This is a genomic window from Neopusillimonas aromaticivorans, assembly GCF_030344915.1.
Taxonomy (GTDB): Bacteria; Pseudomonadota; Gammaproteobacteria; order Burkholderiales; family Burkholderiaceae_B; genus Neopusillimonas; species Neopusillimonas aromaticivorans.
Genome location: NZ_CP128233.1, coordinates 2,565,881 through 2,582,752, shown reverse-complemented (window position 1 = coordinate 2,582,752; position 16,872 = coordinate 2,565,881). Strand labels below are relative to the sequence as shown.

The 16,872-nt window shown below is 56.7% G+C and carries 14 protein-coding genes and 4 pseudogenes; 3 read left to right on the top strand and 15 right to left on the bottom strand.

Going from position 1 to position 16,872, the window contains the following annotated elements:
• Positions 1-55: 55 nt before the first annotated feature.
• The 3 genes from N7E01_RS14205 to flgB form a co-directional block, all read right to left on the bottom strand.
• Positions 56-745 carry a flagellar hook capping FlgD N-terminal domain-containing protein gene (locus N7E01_RS14205; RefSeq protein WP_434089586.1) on the bottom strand — a complete coding sequence of 230 codons (690 nt, stop codon included), beginning with the start codon at positions 743-745 and terminating at the stop codon, positions 56-58.
• 88 nt (positions 746-833) lie between these two features.
• A complete protein-coding gene (flgC, locus tag N7E01_RS14200; RefSeq protein WP_289173337.1) occupies positions 834-1,256 on the bottom strand; it encodes a flagellar basal body rod protein FlgC in 423 nt (140 codons plus the stop codon).
• Between the two features lie 99 nt (positions 1,257-1,355).
• On the bottom strand, positions 1,356-1,766 hold the full coding sequence (gene flgB / locus N7E01_RS14195; protein WP_289173336.1) for a flagellar basal body rod protein FlgB: 411 nt from the start codon (positions 1,764-1,766) through the stop codon (positions 1,356-1,358).
• A 494-nt stretch (positions 1,767-2,260) separates the two neighbouring features.
• On the opposite strand from flgB, the gene flgA reads away from it, so the two are divergent.
• From flgA to N7E01_RS14180, 3 genes are all read left to right on the top strand, one after another.
• Positions 2,261-2,857 carry a flagellar basal body P-ring formation chaperone FlgA gene (gene flgA / locus N7E01_RS14190; RefSeq protein ID WP_289173334.1) on the top strand — a complete coding sequence of 199 codons (597 nt, stop codon included), beginning with the start codon at positions 2,261-2,263 and terminating at the stop codon, positions 2,855-2,857.
• 85 nt (positions 2,858-2,942) lie between these two features.
• Entirely contained in the window at positions 2,943-3,224 is a 282-nt protein-coding gene (gene flgM / locus N7E01_RS14185) for a flagellar biosynthesis anti-sigma factor FlgM (RefSeq protein ID WP_289173333.1), read from the top strand.
• A gap of 123 nt (positions 3,225-3,347) precedes the next feature.
• The gene (locus N7E01_RS14180; protein WP_289173332.1) at positions 3,348-3,746 is read left to right on the top strand and encodes a flagella synthesis protein FlgN; all 399 of its coding nucleotides are present in this window, start codon (positions 3,348-3,350) and stop codon (positions 3,744-3,746) included.
• A gap of 213 nt (positions 3,747-3,959) precedes the next feature.
• Here the strand turns inward: N7E01_RS14180 and N7E01_RS14175 are convergent, their stop codons facing one another.
• The 12 genes and pseudogenes from N7E01_RS14175 to motB form a co-directional block, all read right to left on the bottom strand.
• Entirely contained in the window at positions 3,960-6,032 is a 2,073-nt protein-coding gene (locus N7E01_RS14175) for a flagellar biosynthesis protein FlhF (RefSeq protein ID WP_289173331.1), read from the bottom strand.
• A 238-nt stretch (positions 6,033-6,270) separates the two neighbouring features.
• On the bottom strand, positions 6,271-6,762 hold the full coding sequence (locus tag N7E01_RS14170) for a flagellar biosynthesis protein FlhF (protein ID WP_289173329.1): 492 nt from the start codon (positions 6,760-6,762) through the stop codon (positions 6,271-6,273).
• Entirely contained in the window at positions 6,759-8,873 is a 2,115-nt protein-coding gene (gene flhA / locus N7E01_RS14165) for a flagellar biosynthesis protein FlhA (protein WP_289173328.1), read from the bottom strand. The genes N7E01_RS14170 and flhA overlap by 4 nt, the downstream gene beginning before the upstream one ends.
• Before the next feature lie 12 nt (positions 8,874-8,885).
• Positions 8,886-10,025: pseudogene (flhB, locus tag N7E01_RS14160) on the bottom strand (flagellar biosynthesis protein FlhB).
• Positions 10,026-10,138: 113 nt separating this feature from the next.
• Positions 10,139-10,792, bottom strand: a complete 654-nt coding sequence (gene cheZ, locus N7E01_RS14155; RefSeq protein ID WP_289173327.1) for a protein phosphatase CheZ — start codon at positions 10,790-10,792, stop codon at positions 10,139-10,141.
• Between the two features lie 10 nt (positions 10,793-10,802).
• A complete protein-coding gene (gene cheY / locus N7E01_RS14150) occupies positions 10,803-11,192 on the bottom strand; it encodes a chemotaxis response regulator CheY (protein WP_289173326.1) in 390 nt (129 codons plus the stop codon).
• A 42-nt stretch (positions 11,193-11,234) separates the two neighbouring features.
• A pseudogene (locus tag N7E01_RS14145) lies at positions 11,235-12,235 on the bottom strand (protein-glutamate methylesterase/protein-glutamine glutaminase).
• Positions 12,236-12,331: 96 nt separating this feature from the next.
• The gene (locus N7E01_RS14140; RefSeq protein ID WP_289173325.1) at positions 12,332-12,577 is read right to left on the bottom strand and encodes a CheR family methyltransferase; all 246 of its coding nucleotides are present in this window, start codon (positions 12,575-12,577) and stop codon (positions 12,332-12,334) included.
• Entirely contained in the window at positions 12,528-13,100 is a 573-nt protein-coding gene (locus N7E01_RS14135; RefSeq protein WP_289173324.1) for a CheR family methyltransferase, read from the bottom strand. Before N7E01_RS14135 ends, N7E01_RS14140 begins: the two co-directional genes overlap by 50 nt.
• 78 nt (positions 13,101-13,178) lie before the next feature.
• Positions 13,179-13,678: pseudogene (locus tag N7E01_RS14130) on the bottom strand (chemotaxis protein CheW).
• A pseudogene (cheA, locus tag N7E01_RS14125) lies at positions 13,671-15,847 on the bottom strand (chemotaxis protein CheA). The pseudogenes N7E01_RS14130 and cheA overlap by 8 nt, the downstream one beginning before the upstream one ends.
• A gap of 38 nt (positions 15,848-15,885) precedes the next feature.
• Positions 15,886-16,872 carry a flagellar motor protein MotB gene (gene motB, locus N7E01_RS14120; protein ID WP_289173322.1) on the bottom strand — a complete coding sequence of 329 codons (987 nt, stop codon included), beginning with the start codon at positions 16,870-16,872 and terminating at the stop codon, positions 15,886-15,888.

The following is a 16,872-nucleotide window of genomic DNA, read 5'->3' as shown; positions in this document are numbered from 1 at the left end:
TCCTTGCGTGATCTTTAAATAACTGAATACCTGAAATTCTGAAGTGCCGACCGGCTTACATGATCTTGCGCACGTCGAACAGCGAACGCGCACCGCCCAGGCCCAGGTCTAGCTGCACGCCACTGGAGGCGTACGACACGCTGGACACCTGACCATAGGTAAGCGCCTCGGCACTGACCGGGGCGCCTTCTGCACCCGAAGCCGCCACTTGTACGGTATAGGCACCATCGGGAACCGCATTGCCGGCGTCGTCAAGGCCGTCCCATGACAGCGACAGCACACCCGCTTCTGTGGGGCCCATTTCCATCTGGCGCACAGCTTTGCCACCACCATCAAGCACCGAAACCACAACCTTCTGGGCCGATGAAATAAGATCGACACCAAACGGGGTTGCGGTTTTGGTGGTTACCCCATCGACCGTACTGCTGCCCAACGAAATTTTGTTGCCCGTGACCAGAACACCCTTGCCAATAAGGTTGGCCGCCTGCATGGATTGCGTCATGTCGAGCTGACCCGACAACGCCAACAGCGTATTGTTCAGTTGCGTAATGCCGTTGACGGTTTCCAGTTGCGCCAGTTGCGATGTGAACTGGGCATTGTCCATGGGGTTGAGCGGGTCTTGATTACGAATCTGCGTAACCAGAAGCGTCATGAACTGGTTCTTGGCGTCTTCGGCACGTTTGGCCGACTCGGCATTGGCCATGGCCATTGCTGCCGCGTCGGTATTGGCGGTTGCTGCGGTAATGGCAGATGCGGTGTTGTTTACTGTAGCCACGAGAGAGTCTCCGTGTAAAAGCGGGTAGCGAAGGAGCCGTTACCCGCCCGAAAAATGATTACTGCCCGATGGACAAGGTGCGAGTCATGAGGCTTTTCGCCGTATTGATGACTTCGACATTGGCCTGATACGAACGGGAGGCCGACAACATATTGACCGTTTCGGCAACGACATCAACGTTCGACAACGTGACATAGCCTTCTTCATTGGCCAGCGGGTTTTTAGGGTCGTACTGCATGCGGTGCGGCGCATTGCTTTCGATGACTTTACTGACCTGAACCCCACCCACTGCCGCCGCACGACCGGCGTTTTCGCCACCCTGCGGAGTCATTTCAAACACCACCTGACGGGCCTTGTAGGGCTGACCATCGGGGCCTGCGACGCTTTCGGCGTTGGCCAGGTTGCTGGCGGCCACGTTCATACGTTGTGACTGCGCTGCAAGGGCCGAACCGGCAATTTGAAAGATACTGATAGAAGACATGATTTAACCCGAAGATGACCGCTGAGACCGCATAAATTACTGCCAAAAAATGGCAAACAACTACTGGAACCAAGCAAACGACAACTGAAACCCGGTAAATTACTGCTGAAGCGCTGTTTTGATGCCGTTCAGACGCTGCGAAATAATGGCCAGATCGGCCTGGTACTTCATGGTGTTGTCAGCAAACTGGACACGTTCGAGATCCATATCGACCGTGTTGCCATCAAGCGACGGCTGCAACGGCTGGCGGTACATCAGGCCGGCATCTGTTGCCGATTGAGCCGTACCCTGAATGTGCCGCGCCGACGTTACCGCCAGCTTGGTAGCGGGCAACTGCATGCCGCCCTGCCCGGTTGCTTCTTTAAGCGCAGCGGTGAAGTCAAAGTCACGCGCCTTGTAATTGGGCGTATCGGCATTGGCAATGTTGGCAGACAGAACTTCCTGCCGCTGTTGACGCAGCTTCACCGCTTCCTGGTAGAACTTGAAATCAGACTCGAGTCGGTCAACCATGACAACACCTGTAAAATAGCCCTGCTCGATGAACACGCAAAAACCGGCGGCACATCACCACAAAAAGCCGACACACAAAATTTTTCGAAGTTTGTGCTTTGAAACCTAAACTTTAACAAAGTTCAGCCGTTAAACCTCAAGATAAATAGTATTCGGGCGGCTTGCAACGCAAAGTTCAAAACAAGCCGCTAATTATCGGTCAATTCCTCTTTTGGCGTAACGGGCGGCTTACTACAATCTGCTGATGCCAAAGCTTTTTGCGCTCCTTCTTGTCGTTTATGTGTGTGTAATGCCACGTTTGGCGTCTGCACAGCCCGATGCCCAGACAACTGCCCCCGCAACGGCCCAGACCTCCCCGGCACTCCCCTGCCTCGCCGCCGCCTCCTGCAGCACCCGACACGTCCACACCTGGAACATCCGCGCTTTCCCGGCCAGAAACACCGGCCACACCGCCAACCGAAGCACCCGCCCTGCCCGACACGGTTGTTGCAGCAATGGAACAGATTCGCTTTTTTATTGAAGACATGGCGGCCAGTTGGCCGGGCGAGCTGTCAATGACCATTACCCCCGACTTTTCCCGGCAGGCCGAATGTCACGACTTCGAAGTATTCATGTCAGGGCGACAAGGGTTGCGTCAGCGCATGAATATCGGCATCCGTTGCACCACACCCTCGACCTGGACAGCCTACACGCCCGTCAGCGTCAAGCTTTCGGGCGTTTACTATGTCACCTCGCGCAGCGTTAATGCCGGCACCCTGCTGTCACTGGATGATCTCATCCCCGTTGAAGGCGACTTGCTGACGTTACCCGCCGGAAGCCTGCTCGACCCTGGCCAGATTGTGGGCTACATTGCCACTCAACGGCTGGCCGCCCGCCGCCCCATCCGGGCAACCGCGCTGCGCAGCCCTGAATCGGTAGAACGCGGCCAACGGGTACGCATCGAAGTGCGGGGTACAGGCTTTGTGGCGTCAAGCGATGGCCATGCCATGCAAGGCGGTGAACCCGGGACGCAGATCCAGGTGCGCACGGCATCAGGGCAAATCGTGACCGCTACCGTATTAAATGCCCAGACCGTACTGATCCCGATGTAAACTTCGAAAGCTAAAGTTTTGGGGCCTGATGCCGTAACCCCTTTACAAGAGGCATTCGTCACGCCTCAGCCTACCGGAGCACTTCGTGAAAATCACCCCGTCGTTAAACAAACCTGTTGTCAGCCCGGTCGCACCTGTGCGTCAAGGCGGTAACGTAGCCAGCGCAAGCTCGGGCGCATCAGGCAAAAGCCCGGTCGACCTCAGCAGCACTGCACGCCACCTGTCCAGCCTTGAAAACGGCGACAATGACATTGACATGGCCAAAGTTCAGCAAATCCGCGATGCCATCGCGGCAGGCCAGCTTAAAGTAAACCCTGAACGCATTGCCGACTCGCTGCTGTCCAGCGCGCGCGAACTTCTTAAGTAATCTGTTCAAACACGACCATGACGACTCTGCAAAACGTTCCGGAAGCCTTGATTTCCTGCATTAACCAGGAAATCGCGCTTGTTGCGCAGTTCATCAAGGTTCTTGAAGACGAAGCCAAAATCCTTGAGTCTGGCCAGCCTGACGAGCTGGTCGCCTGCACTGAAAAAACAGAAATCGGCAGACCAACTGGCCGCTGCAGCCCAAAAGCGTGACCAGGCACTGAACAACTCGGGCTATCCGGCCGACACGGCAGGCCTGAAACACGCGGCGCACGACACCCCTGACGTTTCCCTTGCCGTCGATAAATTATTTGACCTTGCCGTTACAGCACGCCGCCTTAACGAGGCCAATGGGGCGGCAATTTCATTGCTGCTGCGTCATAACCAGCAATTGATGGAAACCATACAACGCCTGGCGACGGCAGGCGAAAATGGCGGCCAGGTGTATGACGCCAGCGGGAAATCAAAAACAGTGTCTGCCCCGGCATCCCAGCCCAGACTGAAACCGGTTAAAGTCGGTTAAAGCTTGTAGCTTGGTGCATCACAGCAATCAGAACAGATTAACGCAGTTCTCAAACCAGGGTTAGAGCCAGTTAAAACTTCCGTACGGAATATGGCGAATCTGGCTATTGCAGGCTATCGCGAAAACTGCAAAAAGCCAGCGCGCAAAACTGGATTAACCGGCGCATATCAGCTAACCGGCTTGAAGCTTCGCGATGTTTTCTGGTTTGGCCATTCAAACCGTCATGTCTTTTAATGTGAACAACTTCATCATGGCCGACACCGCCGCCAACTGCGTCGGTTTCTGGGTGCCTGCCAGACCGTAAAGTGCCTTGCGCAACATGGGCGTATGGGTGTTCTGAAGCGCATGCCAGGTGGCAAAGCCCACCTGAACCGCCGTCATGGCACGTTTTTGTGAGGCATCCGCCCACTGCCGCGGGGCCAGCATGGGCCACCAGCGCGCAGCCAGTCGCAAGGCGGACTTCTGCTCTGCCGACACCAGCAACGCCATGGCCAGCCGCTCGGATGTCACGCTAATGGTGGTGGCATGGCTTAAACCATGTACCGTGCGCAGAACGGTACCTTGCTCACGGTCAACCACACGCGCCGCCACCAGCAAAACCGGCAACGTACCCGCCTGACGCGACACCAGTTCAACCGCATGAACGGCGACCCAAACGACCAGGCGACCGCGTTCAACACCTTGAATATCGGCCAGATCAAGCAGGTCGGCCAAGGCACCGACCGGATGGTAATCAAGCACTTTCGAAGCGGCACCAACCGTAGTGGCACAGCCATCTTCATAAATTTTGGTGGTTGCCGGACACGGTGAGATCCAGGCCGCACCTGCCGCCGAAACAGCACGCCACACGGCCTGCGACGACTGGTCGAACACATGCAGCACCGGCAAGCCTGGCATCGCATCAGCGACCCAGCTGATCTGATCAAGCAACGCTTCCACGCTGCCCGGCGCCTGCAGTGCAGAACTGCCGTCCGAGGCACGCCAGCCATCGGCCAGTGTCAGTTGCTGGTAAGGCGAGGCCCACGGAGTCCCCCGTTGGTTGCACAACACGGTAGCACGCAAACGGCCCGAAGTCCGGTTGTCGGCTTCGCGCAGGGCAATCTGGTCGTGTACTGCCATGATGTAGTCGCCTTGCTGGCTGACAAACTCATTCTGGGCCGCACGTAGCAGGTGGATACCCAAAGCCTGGATGGTATCGGTGATTTCGCCTTTGAAGTAACCCCGCCATAACGCCCAGGTTTCCGACGCCAGCAAATCGTCGTCGATCTCAGCGCAGGCGTTCTCGATGTCGGATACATCGACGGCGTCGCCCATGCCGCCGGCAACGGTCAACAATTGAGGCAGTAACTGACGACGTTTCTTTTCTTGCTCTTCAGGCGTTTCCTCGGCAGGCTTTGCCACCGACATCAAGGCGGCAAAATCAGCCTCGGATGGGGCGTACAAGGCCTGCGATTGCTGCGGCTTGACCAGTGCCCTATCGACCAGTTCGGAGGCCGACAGGAACGCCAGATTCTGTGGCACTTTCTGACCATCTGAAATGTAGCAAACCGGCAACTGGTAACGAATGGCGGTGTCCAGCGACGCCCCCAGACGAGTGGCTTCATCCACCTTGGTGATGATGCAACCACGCAATGGCGTACCACCGTCATTGGTATAACTGCGCGCCACCTCATCGAGGGTATCACCATGGCTGGACGCATTCAGTACCAGCAAGCGCGAGATTTCACGCCCCGCCTGAGCCAGCATGGCCGCCTGCTCGGACACATAGCGGTCACGCTGACTGATCCCGACATTGTCGACCAGAATGGTTTGATGGCGACCCACCGAGGCCAGAATCCGGCGCAATTCGGCGCCGTCTTGTACCACATGAACCGGCACGCGCATCATCTGGCCATAAATTCGCAACTGCTCATGCGCACCGATACGATAGGTGTCGGTGGTGAGCAAGACCACGTTTTCAGGCCCCAGACGCTTGACGCAGCGCGCCGCCAGCTTGGCCACCGTAGTGGTTTTACCCACACCAGTAGGCCCTACAAGGGCAATGGCCGCACCGGGGGCAAACAGAACATCTTCGCTTTCCAGAACAGGCAGCGTACGGATCAATTCTGAACGTACCCACTGGAATGCCGCTTTGGCCCCGAGATTCTCGGGCAGACGCGTGAGCATGGCCCTTAACAGGGCCGTACTGAAGCCAAAACCCAGCAGGGTCTGGAACAGCGTAATCGCCTGCGGCGCACGACGTAACTGGCTGCCCCATAACAATTCATCAATGCGGCTTTCAAGCACGCCTTGTAAATGATCAATGGCCCCCAGAACATCGGTACCTGGTGACGCCGCCTGCCCCCCAGCGCAGAAGACACCGCTGCCGCAGCAGGGTTCAAACCCATTGCCGGAGGCTGACGCAAACCGGCGGCCGGCGCAACAGCCTGTTGCCGCGGCATTTGCCCTTGCTGTTGCGGCATTTGACCTTGCGGGTGCGGCATTTGGGCCGGTGTGATGCCTGGCTGGAAGCCGGCAGGCGCCCTTAGACCTGAAGGCGGCAGACCCTGATGAGACGGCGCGCCCATGGGACGTTGAGGCATGCCTTGCGACGGCACGGGAGACTGGGCAGACGGCGCACCAGGACGCTGCAGATTGCCAGACCCGGGCATACCAGGCCCGGGGCGCTGTGCATTACCGGGTGCCGGCGTGGCCGGGCGTTGCGGCATGCCGGCACCCGGGTACTGGGGCACCCCGGTTGACCTGGGTATTGAGGCGCAGAGGCTGCCGGCGGCATATCCGGACGTCGATAAGCATTGCGCATGGTGACCGGCGGCTGACTGGCCGCTGCAGCGGCTTCTTGCGCAGCAATTTGTTCAGCCAGACCATCAGGCAGTGAAGTTTGATCAGTCGCCAGGATTTCAACCCCGCCATTGACGCGCCGATTGGAAATGATCAGGGCATCAGGCCCAAGCGCCAGACGTACCTGACGCAGGGCCTCGCGATTGGTCGCACCGAAAAATCGACTAATGTTCAACTAGGACTCCCGCCAATAACTGTTGTAAACCGGAGTATACGTTCTTCAGGAATTTCGAAGTTGGACAACACCCCCATTTGAGGGAAGTGGTGACGCAAGAAACGTGAAAGCGGGGCACGCAATGCCGGCGGCACCACCAGCACCGCCGCATCACCACGGGCTTCCTGCGCCGCAACGGCACGCTGCGCATCATTCAGCAGGGTATCGGCCAACCCGGGCTCAAGGGCACCACTGGTCGTCAACGCCTGGGTCAGTACACGCTCAAGCTTGGGCTCAAGGCCAATAACGCGCAGCTCACCTTCACCCGGATACCAATGCTGTGTAATAGCGCGGCCGAGGGCGATACGGACCTGCTGCAGCAGCTCAGCCGCATCGGGGCCAGTGCCTGCAGGATTGAGTGCAGCCAGGCGCGGCGCATGTTCGGCAATGCACTCGACAATGGTGCGGACATCACGAATGGCCACCTCTTCATCAAGCAGCCCGCGCAACACTTTCTGCAGCAAGGTAAGACTGATGGTTTTGGGCACCAGATCTTCGACAAGCTTGGGCGCATCGCGACCGACGTGATCGAGCAGCTGCTGTACTTCCTGGCGCCCCAGCAACTGGGCGCCATAGCGATGCATCAGGTGGTTCAGATGGGTTGCAATAACGGTACCGGCATCAACCACGGTATAGCCGGCAATCTGGGCCTGTTCGCGCAGCGATACATCAATCCAGACCGCAGGCAAACCAAAGGCCGGATCGGTGGTGGGCGTGCCCGGCAGCTTCATGGCCACCTCGCCCGGGTCAATGGCCATCCATTGGTCAGGCATGGCCAGCCCACGGCCTACCTCGACGCCAGACAGCAAAATACGGTATTCGTTAGGCTTGAGTTCAAGGTTATCGCGAATGTGTACAACCGGCGGCAAGAAGCCGACATCTTGTGCAAATTTTTTCCGCAAGCTGCGAATGCGATGCAGCAACTCGCCATTTTGGGAATGGTCAACCAGCGAAATAAGCCGGTAGCCCACTTCGAGACCCAAGGGGTCAACAAGGGCCACGTCATCCCAGGTGGCCTCGGCCGCTGCCGCTTCAGCGGCCACTTGCTGCTGCAGCGGATCTGGCTCGGCGGCAACCGCCTCTTTTTGCTGCTTCTTGTAAAGCATCCAGCCGGTGCCTGCCAAAGTGGCTGACAACAATAGAAAGGCGAAGTGCGGCATGTTGGGAATGATGCCCATGATGCCCATGATCGCCGCCGTGATGAACAAAACGGTCGGGTTATTTAATAGCTGCCCCACCATCTGCTGACCGATGTCTTCATCGGTAGCCACCCGCGAGACCACCACACCCGCTGCAGTCGAAATCACCAACGCCGGAATCTGTGCTACCAGACCGTCGCCAATGGCCAGAATCGTATAAACCTCGGCCGCATCCCCAAAGCTCAGACCATGCTGACCCACACCCACGATCAGGCCGCCCACGATATTGATGACCATGATCAGAAGCCCGGCGACGGCATCGCCACGAACAAACTTGCTGGCACCGTCCATCGAACCATAGAACTCGGCCTCTTGACTGACTTCGTTACGGCGACGTCGTGCATCTTCCTCGCCGATAAGCCCCGCGTTAAGGTCGGCGTCAATGGCCATCTGCTTGCCCGGCATGGCATCCAGCGTAAACCGCGCCCCCACTTCGGCGATACGGCCTGCACCCTTGGTAATGACCATGAAGTTGATGATGACCAGGATGATGAAGACAATGATGCCCACGGCAAAATTGCCGCCGATAAGAAAGTGACCAAACGCTTCAATGACCTGACCCGCCGCATCAGCGCCTTGATGGCCGTTCATCAGCACCACCCGCGTTGAGGCGACGTTCAGGGCCAGCCGCAACAAGGTTGTAAACAACAACACCGCCGGGAACGCTGCAAAATCAAGCGGCTTCTTGGTGAACATGGCCACCAGCAACACCATGATCGACATGGCAATGTTGAACGTGAAGAACAGATCGAGCGCAATCGGCGACAGCGGCAAGATCATCATGGACAACACCATGATGATCAGAATCGGGCCGGCCAGCAATCGGGCGTGCTGTGAGCCGTTGGCTTTGAATAGAGCGAGTAATTGATTCATTCAGTGACAGATTCAGGCGGACGACGCCAACGGATCGAGTTCAGGCGGTACAGGCAGGTTTTCAGGCAGCACAGGCTGATGGCCCACCCCTCATTCCAGTTACGCAGCTGGAATACCCAGGCCAACACTTCAGCCACCGCTTTGTAAAGTTCAACAGGTATTTCTTGCCCCAGTTCTACGTGCTCGTGCAGCGCGCGCGCCAACGGCGGCGCACTGAGCATCGGCACGTTGCTTTCCTCGGCCACCATCCGGATACGAGCCGCGACCAGGCCGGTACCTTTGGCCAGCACACGCGGTGCCCCACCCGACCCGTCTTCATACTTGAGGGCCACCGCGTAGTGGGTCGGGTTGGTGACCACCACATCGGCCTGGGGTACCGAAGACATCATGCGCTGGCGTGCCATGGCACGCTGCTGCTGGCGAATACGACCCTTGACATGGGGGTCACCATCGCTTTCTTTGTGCTCTTGCTTGACGTCCTGCTTGCTCATGCGCAGCTTTTTATGGTGACTGTACAGCTGCCAGGGCGCATCAATAAGCACCAGCAACAGCAAAGCCGCCACAATCAGTGCACTGCACAAGGCCACCAGACGCATGCCGTTGGCCATGGCCGCAGACGGTGAGGCATGCATCAGGGCCAGCATGTCGCCCCGATACGACCAGATCACCCAGGCGGCAATGCCACCAATAACGGTGGCCTTGAGCAGGGTTTTGATGAGTTCGACCAGCGTTTGCATCGAAAACATGCGCTTGACCCCCTCAAGGGGATTCAGGCGGCTGAATTTCGGCTCGAGCGCCTTCGTTGAAAACAAAAGCCCCCCAACGACACCGAAGAAAAGACCGCCAGAATGACCAGCATGCCAAAAATGGGTAGCAACACCAGCAGTGCATTCCAGGCGGAACTAATGGCCTGTTCGGTCATGACGCCCGTATCTTTGGTTACGCGCAGATCAAACCACATGCCCGCGCGAATCACGCCTGTAAGGGTGCGATAGAGTTCGCCCCCCATGACCCACAAACCAGCCACCCCTCCGGCCAACAACATGAACGTGTTCAGCTCACGCGAACGCGCCACCTGCCCTTCTTCTCGCGCCTTTTCCAGGCGCCTGGGGTGGCGGATTCGGTTTTTTCGAGGTCGCTATCCTCTGCCATGAATTGAAACGCTGCCGGAAAAAATTAAAGGTAAAACCTGCCTGCCCGGATTGTAAAGCAGACTTGTTTCACCTAAGGATGAAGCAGCGCGGATAAAATCGCTTACTTCTGATTTAAAAACCGAGACTTGAGAGCAAGTCATCGACCTGGTCCTGGTTGGATACCACCTCAGGCTTGCCTTCGGGCTTGATTTGCGGACCATTCACCAGTGTTTCGATTTCTTTCTTTTTGGCTTCGCGCGTTTCTTCCGGCAGATAGGTGATCAGCACCTGGATCAGTTCGGTTTCAATGGAATTGATCACGGCCAGCATGCGCATGATGACCTGACCGGTAAGGTCCTGAAAATCTTGTGCCATGATGATTTCCAGCAGCTTGTCTTGCGACACCCGGGTCTTATCGGGGATGTCGCGCAACAACTGACGCGTGTCATCGACCAGCTGTTTGGCCTCGGTGAGCTCGGCCGGGTGGTTGAACCACTCTTGCCAGCGAGCATCAAGGGTTTCAGCCTGACGCTGCATTTCTTCCTGAAGCGGGCGCGCCTCTTCGGCCGCATTCAACACCCGGTTGGCCGCCTGTTCGGTCATGCGCGCGACGTAGTCAAGACGCTCGCGTGCATCTGGAATGGCATCGGCCGCCTCGCTGACGGCCTGATCAAGCCCGAGTTCACGCATGCCCTCGCGCAGCATGCGCGTTACGCTGGCAATGCGGTGGATGAGTTCGGGTTGCGGCTCGGGTGTTGCTGGCGCACCCTGCGCTTCAGTCGTCATGCCCGGCCCCTTACGCGTTGATCTTTTCGAAGATTTTGTTCAGCTTTTCTTCGAGAACGGCGGCAGTGAATGGCTTGACTACATAACCGCTGGCACCGGCCTTGGCCGCCGCCACAATATTTTCTTTCTTGGCTTCAGCGGTTACCATCAGAACCGGCAAACTGGACAGGTTCGGATCAGCCCGGATTTGCTGCAACATGGTCAGACCATCCATATTGGGCATGTTCCAGTCAGAGACGATGAGGTCAAAGTTGCCATTACGGATCTTGTCGAGCCCCATCTGGCCGTCATCGGCTTCATCGACGTTCTCGAAACCGAGATCTTTTAGCAGATTCCTGATAATCCGGCGCATGGTCGGGAAGTCGTCGACCACCAGGATCTTGATGTTTTTCTGAACCACGTTTTATTCTCCTGAATTTTTATCGTCGCACCCTTGGGCGACTTAAACACGATGCCCGTAGGCACCTGCGCTGGCTAACAGTTTTTCACTCATTTGGGCCAAAGGCACCGCTTCGTCGGCAGCGCCGATCAGCAAGGCTTCGCGCGGCATGCCGAACACGACACAGCTGGCCTCGTCTTGAGCAAACGTGGCGGCGCCGGCCTTTTTCATGGCCAGCATACCCAAAGCCCCATCTTTACCCATTCCGGTCAGCAAGGCACCCACGGCATTCTTGCCAGCCACTTCAGCCACTGAATTGAACAGCACATCAACGGAAGGCCTGTGCCGGTTGACCGGATCACTTTCTTCAAGACGCACGACGTAATTCGCGCCTGAACGCGCCAGTTTCATGTGCGCCACACCCCCGGGGCCAAATACACATGGCCGGGCAGAACCCGCTGGCCGTCTTCCGCCTCGTGCACACGAAGCGCGCAGAGGGTATCAAGACGGTTCACGAATGACTTGGTGAACCCGGCCGGCATATGCTGCGTAATCATAATCGCGGGGCTGTTGGCTGGCAACGGCATGAGTACCTGCTTGATCGCTTCGGTACCCCCGGTGGAGGCCCCGATGGCAATGATTTTTTCAGTGGTTGAAAACACCGGATTCAATCGTCGCGCGGGGGTCTGTGCCGTTTGTGCCGGACGCGGACGCGGCCTGGAACTGGCCGCGGCACGAATTTTATCAGCAATGATGTCGCCATATTCCATCAGGCCGTCGCGCAACCCCAGCTTGGGCTTGGTGACGAAATCAACCGCACCCAGTTCGAGCGCACGCAACGTTACTTCAGAATTACGTTCGGTAAGCGACGACACCATCACCACAGGCATGGGACGCAAACGCATCAGCCGCTCGAGAAAATCAAGACCATCCATGCGCGGCATCTCGACGTCAAGGGTGAGAACGTCGGGGTTATGCTGTTTGATCAGCTCGCGCGCGACCAATGGATCAGGTGCGACAGCCACAACCTCCATGTCAGGTTGCTTATTGATGATTTCGGTCATCAGGCCGCGCACCAACGCCGAGTCATCGACGCAAATTACACGGATTTTTTCATGCAAAAACCTTTCTTGTAGAGCGGTTACGCAGGGCGTGTTCGCTTAGCGCGAAACGGCATACACCGTTTGCCCTTGTAACTTGAACGCATTGGTCAGATAGGTGAAGTTTTCGGAATGACCGGCGAACAACAGACCTTCCGGCTTCATGAGCGGCGCAAAGCGTTCAAGAATCTTTGTCTGGGTTTCCTTGTCGAAATAAATCATGATGTTTCGACAGAAGATGGCATCAAATTTCTTGTCAGTCGGCCAGCGTGGTGACAGCAGGTTGAGCGGTTCGTATTTGATCATGCTCTGCAAGACGGGCTTGACACGCACCAAGCCGTTTTTTCATCTTTGCCACGCAGAAAATACTTGCGCAACAAAGGCTCGGGTACCGTCTTGACCCGATCAAAGGTGTAAACCCCCGCTCGGCCCTGGCAATGGCTTGCGTATCGATATCGGTTGCCCAGATAAAACACTGACTGGCCGCGTTCGGCAACGTTTCGAGCAGTGTCATCGCAATCGAATACGGCTCTTCGCCTGTAGAAGCGGCACTGCACCAGATATTGATGGGCGCCTTGCGTGTTTTTACGAACGTTTTAAGCGTTTCGAAGTGATGCTGCTCGCGAAAAAATGCCGTGTGATTGATCGTGAACGAGTTGACAAACTCTTCCCACTCAAGACCATCGGGGTTTTGCGAGAGATAACCCAAATATTCGGCGACCGTCTGAACACCCAGTTTGCGCGCGCGCATGCTGAGTGTACGGGTCGCCATTTCTTTTGTGCTCGCCAACGACAATACCGGTACGCTGGTGCAACAGCCGCGCAGCACGCGCGAACTCTTCCGACGTCACCGGCATTACCGATGGTGCCATACGCTCGAATACAGAAGTAGTCAATTCAACGTCTTCTATGCAAGAGCCTGCTCGACCAGCGCCATTTCACTGCTGGACATGAGCTTTTCAATATCAACCAGAATCAGCATGCGCTCACCCACTGTACCAATACCGGTCAGGTACTCGGTAGAGAAGGCCGTACCAAACTGGGGGCCGCACTGATTTGGGAGGGGCGTAACATCAGCACGTCGGAAACGCCATCAACCACAACGCCAACAACCCGGGCCTCGAGGTTGAGAATGACCACCACGGTCTGGCTGTTGTACTGGACATTTTCAAGGTCAAATTTGAGGCGCATATCGACAATCGGCACGATCACGCCACGCAGGTTGGTAACCCCCTTGATGAAAGAAGGCACATTGGCGATACGTGTCACGCTCTGACTGTCGTAGCCTCGAATTTCCTGCACTTTGAGGATATCAATACCGTATTCTTGCGAAGCCAGCGTGAAGACCAGGAACTCTTTCCCGGAGTCATCAATCTGTTCGCCGTTGTTGTCTTTGTGATCATGCATTTTGCTCTCCGAGAACTTTCATGGCGGTGGATTGGGGACCCTTGCTGCATGTCATGCGCATCAGGGCAAATACGTCGACAATTAGGGCGACACTGCCATCGCCCAGAATGGTGGCCGCCGAAATACCCGGAATCTTGCGGTAATTTGACTCGAGGTTCTTGACCACCACCTGCTGCTGTCCAACCAGATGGTCTACCAGCAACGCAAAACGGTTTTCTTCTGCCTGCAAAATAACGGCAATCGATTTGGTCAGGTCAGTTTGTGCATTTTCGACACTAAAGACGTCGCGCAGGGCGACCATGGGCAGATATTCACCCCGGACATACAGCACCTGCTCGGTTTGGGAAATGCTGTGGACCTGATCCATGGTGGGTTGCAACGACTCAGTAACATGACTGAGCGGCAACACAAAAATTTCCTCACCCACCTGAACCGACATACCGTCAAGGATGGCCAGCGTAAGCGGCAGGAAAATACGGGTCGTGGTGCCTTGACCCAAGCGGGAATGCAGCTGGATATGGCCACCCATATCCTGAATGTTACGACGGACGACATCCATACCGACGCCACGGCCCGAAATCTCGGTGACTTTTTCTGCCGTCGAAAAACCGGGTGCAAAGATAAGTTGCCAGAGCTCTTCGTCGGGCGTATTTTCGTTGACCGGGAAACCCGAGGAAATGGCCTTCTTGAGAATGCGCTCGCGATTCAGCCCCGCGCCATCATCGGATACCTCGATGACGATCTGGCCACCCAGGTGCTGGGCAGACAGGGTCAGCTCGCCTTCGGGCTTCTTGCCTTTGGCAACGCGCGCCTCGGGCGTTTCAATACCGTGGTCAATGCTGTTTCGCACCAGATGCGTCAGCGGATCGATGATGCGTTCGATCAGGCTCTTGTCGAGTTCTGTCGCAGCACCCTTGGTCGTGAGACGAATGTTTTTGTTGAGCTTAGACGCGCTTTCGCGCACAACCCGGGGAAGCGACTGAACACGTAGTCCATCGGCATCATGCGAATGGACATGACCGCTTCCTGCAGGTCACGGGCGTTACGCTCGAGGTGCTCGATGCCATTGACAAGCCGGTCGTGCACAACCGGGTCGAGCGTTGACGCGGTCTGCACGAGCATGGCCTGGGTAATGACCAGTTCGCCCACCAGATTGATGATTTGATCAACCTTTTCAACCCCCACCCGCAACGTACCGCCATCTTTGCTGGCAGCGGCCTTACCCGCGTCTTTATCTTTGGCCGCGCGTGGCGCAGCAGCCGCATCAGGTTCTGAAGCAGGTGCGGGCTGGGCAGCCGCCTGAGATTCGACAACGGGCGTATCAATGACCGGGGTTTCTGCGACCGGTGAAGCAACAGCCTGTGGCGCAGGCGACGGGCTGGCCGAAGCCGCCTGTGCAGCAGGCGCTGCCTGACCAGGCACGGCTTCTGGCGCAACCGTTACCTGCTTGCCATCGACCACGAAACAGCATACGGCTTCAATATCCTGAGGCGACTCGGTGGTGTCTACCCACAAATCAAGGGTCTTTTCACCTTTGATTTTGTGCAGAATCTCGCCCATGAGTGACATTTCGGCGAGCAAAACCTCGGCATCTTTTTCATCGAGATCAACAAGACTGACATGCAGCGGCAAACCGTCAGTATTGGCTGAAGCAACCGCAACGGGCGTTGCAGGCTCTGCCGCCGCAGCCGGTTCGGCGGGCGGAGCAACAGGCGAAGCAGCCACGACAGGTGCTGGTGAGGGTACTGGCGCACCACCTGCCTTGGCCTTTTCGTCGAGGGCCAACTGCCTGAGTTGCCCACAAATTCGTTCGTAAACTTCAGCATCGGGCTGCTCGCCGTTACGATAGGCTGCGACTTGATCAGAAAGCACGTCTTTTGTTTCTAAAAATAGATCAACCATATCTTTGCGCAGAGTCATCTCGTTGTTGCGCAAGGCATCAAGCAAGTTCTCGAGCAAGTGTGTTGTTTCAGCCAATTGGCCAAAGCAGCCAAACGTGCCGGCCCCACCCTTGATGGAATGCGCTGCCCTGAAAATGGCATTCAATTGGTCAATGTCGGGCTGGTCAATGTCGACTTGAAGCAACGTTTGCTCCATGTCGGCCAAAAGCTCGTCAGCCTCATCGAAAAACATGTCGTAAAACTGGCTTAGGTCTACCCCTTCGCTCATTTCCGTTCCCTTCTCGTTGTACCGTTTTTGGTTACGCCTTATTGATTGGGCGGCGTTTCTGTCACTACTGATTCTGCAGCCTGACCAGGTACTGAACCGGAGCCGGGTGCAGGTACTTCTTCCATGACCTGCTGAACCATGGATTGCACATTACCCTGGGCATCAACCTGCAATTCTTCAGTGGAGCTTTCGAGGTCCATGCGACGTTCTGTGCGGGCATTGAGCACCACAAGGCTGATACGACGATTTACCGCCGCGTAAGGATCATCTTGTACCAGACTGATGGTGGAAGACAACCCGAGAATACGCTTGACCTTGCTTTCGTCCATGCCCCCTGCGATAAGTTCTTGACGTGCTGCGTTGGCGCGATCAGCCGAGAGCTCCCAGTTACTATACGCCCGCTCGCCACGCGCATATTGCGTTGCGTCAGTGTGTCCTGAAATTGTCAGGGAATTTGGCAGCTTGTTGAACAACGGCCCAAGCTCGCGAAGGATATTACGCATGTAGGGCTGAACCACCGCGCTGCCTGTCTGGAACATGGGGCGATTCTGCTGGTCGACAATCTGGATACGCAAACCCTCGGAGGTCATGTCAAGAATCATCTGTGGCCGGAACTGGCGCAACACCGGGTCAGTGTTGATCAATTCTTCGAGTTCGCCACGCAAATCTTCCAGACGTCGCGTATCGCGCTCATCGGATTCCCTGTTGTCTTCCAGCGGCGTCGGACGGGAAGGCGCCGGGTTGATGTTGGGAATCAGGCTGGGTGGTTTGCCCGGAATCAGGGACTTGTCTTCACTCATGCCGGTACCCCCGGTGACCGCTTCAATGAGCGGCCGCTTGAAATACTCGGCGATGGTGCCCAGGCCCTCTTTGGGAATAAGCGACAACAGCCACATAACCAGAAAGAAGGCCATCATGGCGGTGATGAAGTCAGCGTAAGCGATTTTCCATGCACCACCGTGGTGGGCCGCATGCCCACCCTTCTTGCGACGAATAACGATGCGCGGCGCGTCGGAGTTACTCAT

Excerpts from the sequence above, each read along its gene's own strand:
- flgB (WP_289173336.1), bottom strand. The coding sequence starts at position 1,766 with ATGGTTGACCGACTCGAGTCTGATTTCAAGTTCTACCAGGAAGCGGTG.
- flhA (WP_289173328.1), bottom strand. The coding sequence starts at position 8,873 with ATGAATCAATTACTCGCTCTATTCAAAGCCAACGGCTCACAGCACGCC.
- motB (WP_289173322.1), bottom strand. The coding sequence starts at position 16,872 with ATGAGTAACTCCGACGCGCCGCGCATCGTTATTCGTCGCAAGAAGGGT.
- flgC (WP_289173337.1), bottom strand. The coding sequence starts at position 1,256 with ATGTCTTCTATCAGTATCTTTCAAATTGCCGGTTCGGCCCTTGCAGCG.
- flgA (WP_289173334.1), top strand. The coding sequence starts at position 2,261 with ATGGAACAGATTCGCTTTTTTATTGAAGACATGGCGGCCAGTTGGCCG.
- cheZ (WP_289173327.1), bottom strand. The coding sequence starts at position 10,792 with ATGACGACTGAAGCGCAGGGTGCGCCAGCAACACCCGAGCCGCAACCC.
- N7E01_RS14140 (WP_289173325.1), bottom strand. The coding sequence starts at position 12,577 with ATGATCAAATACGAACCGCTCAACCTGCTGTCACCACGCTGGCCGACT.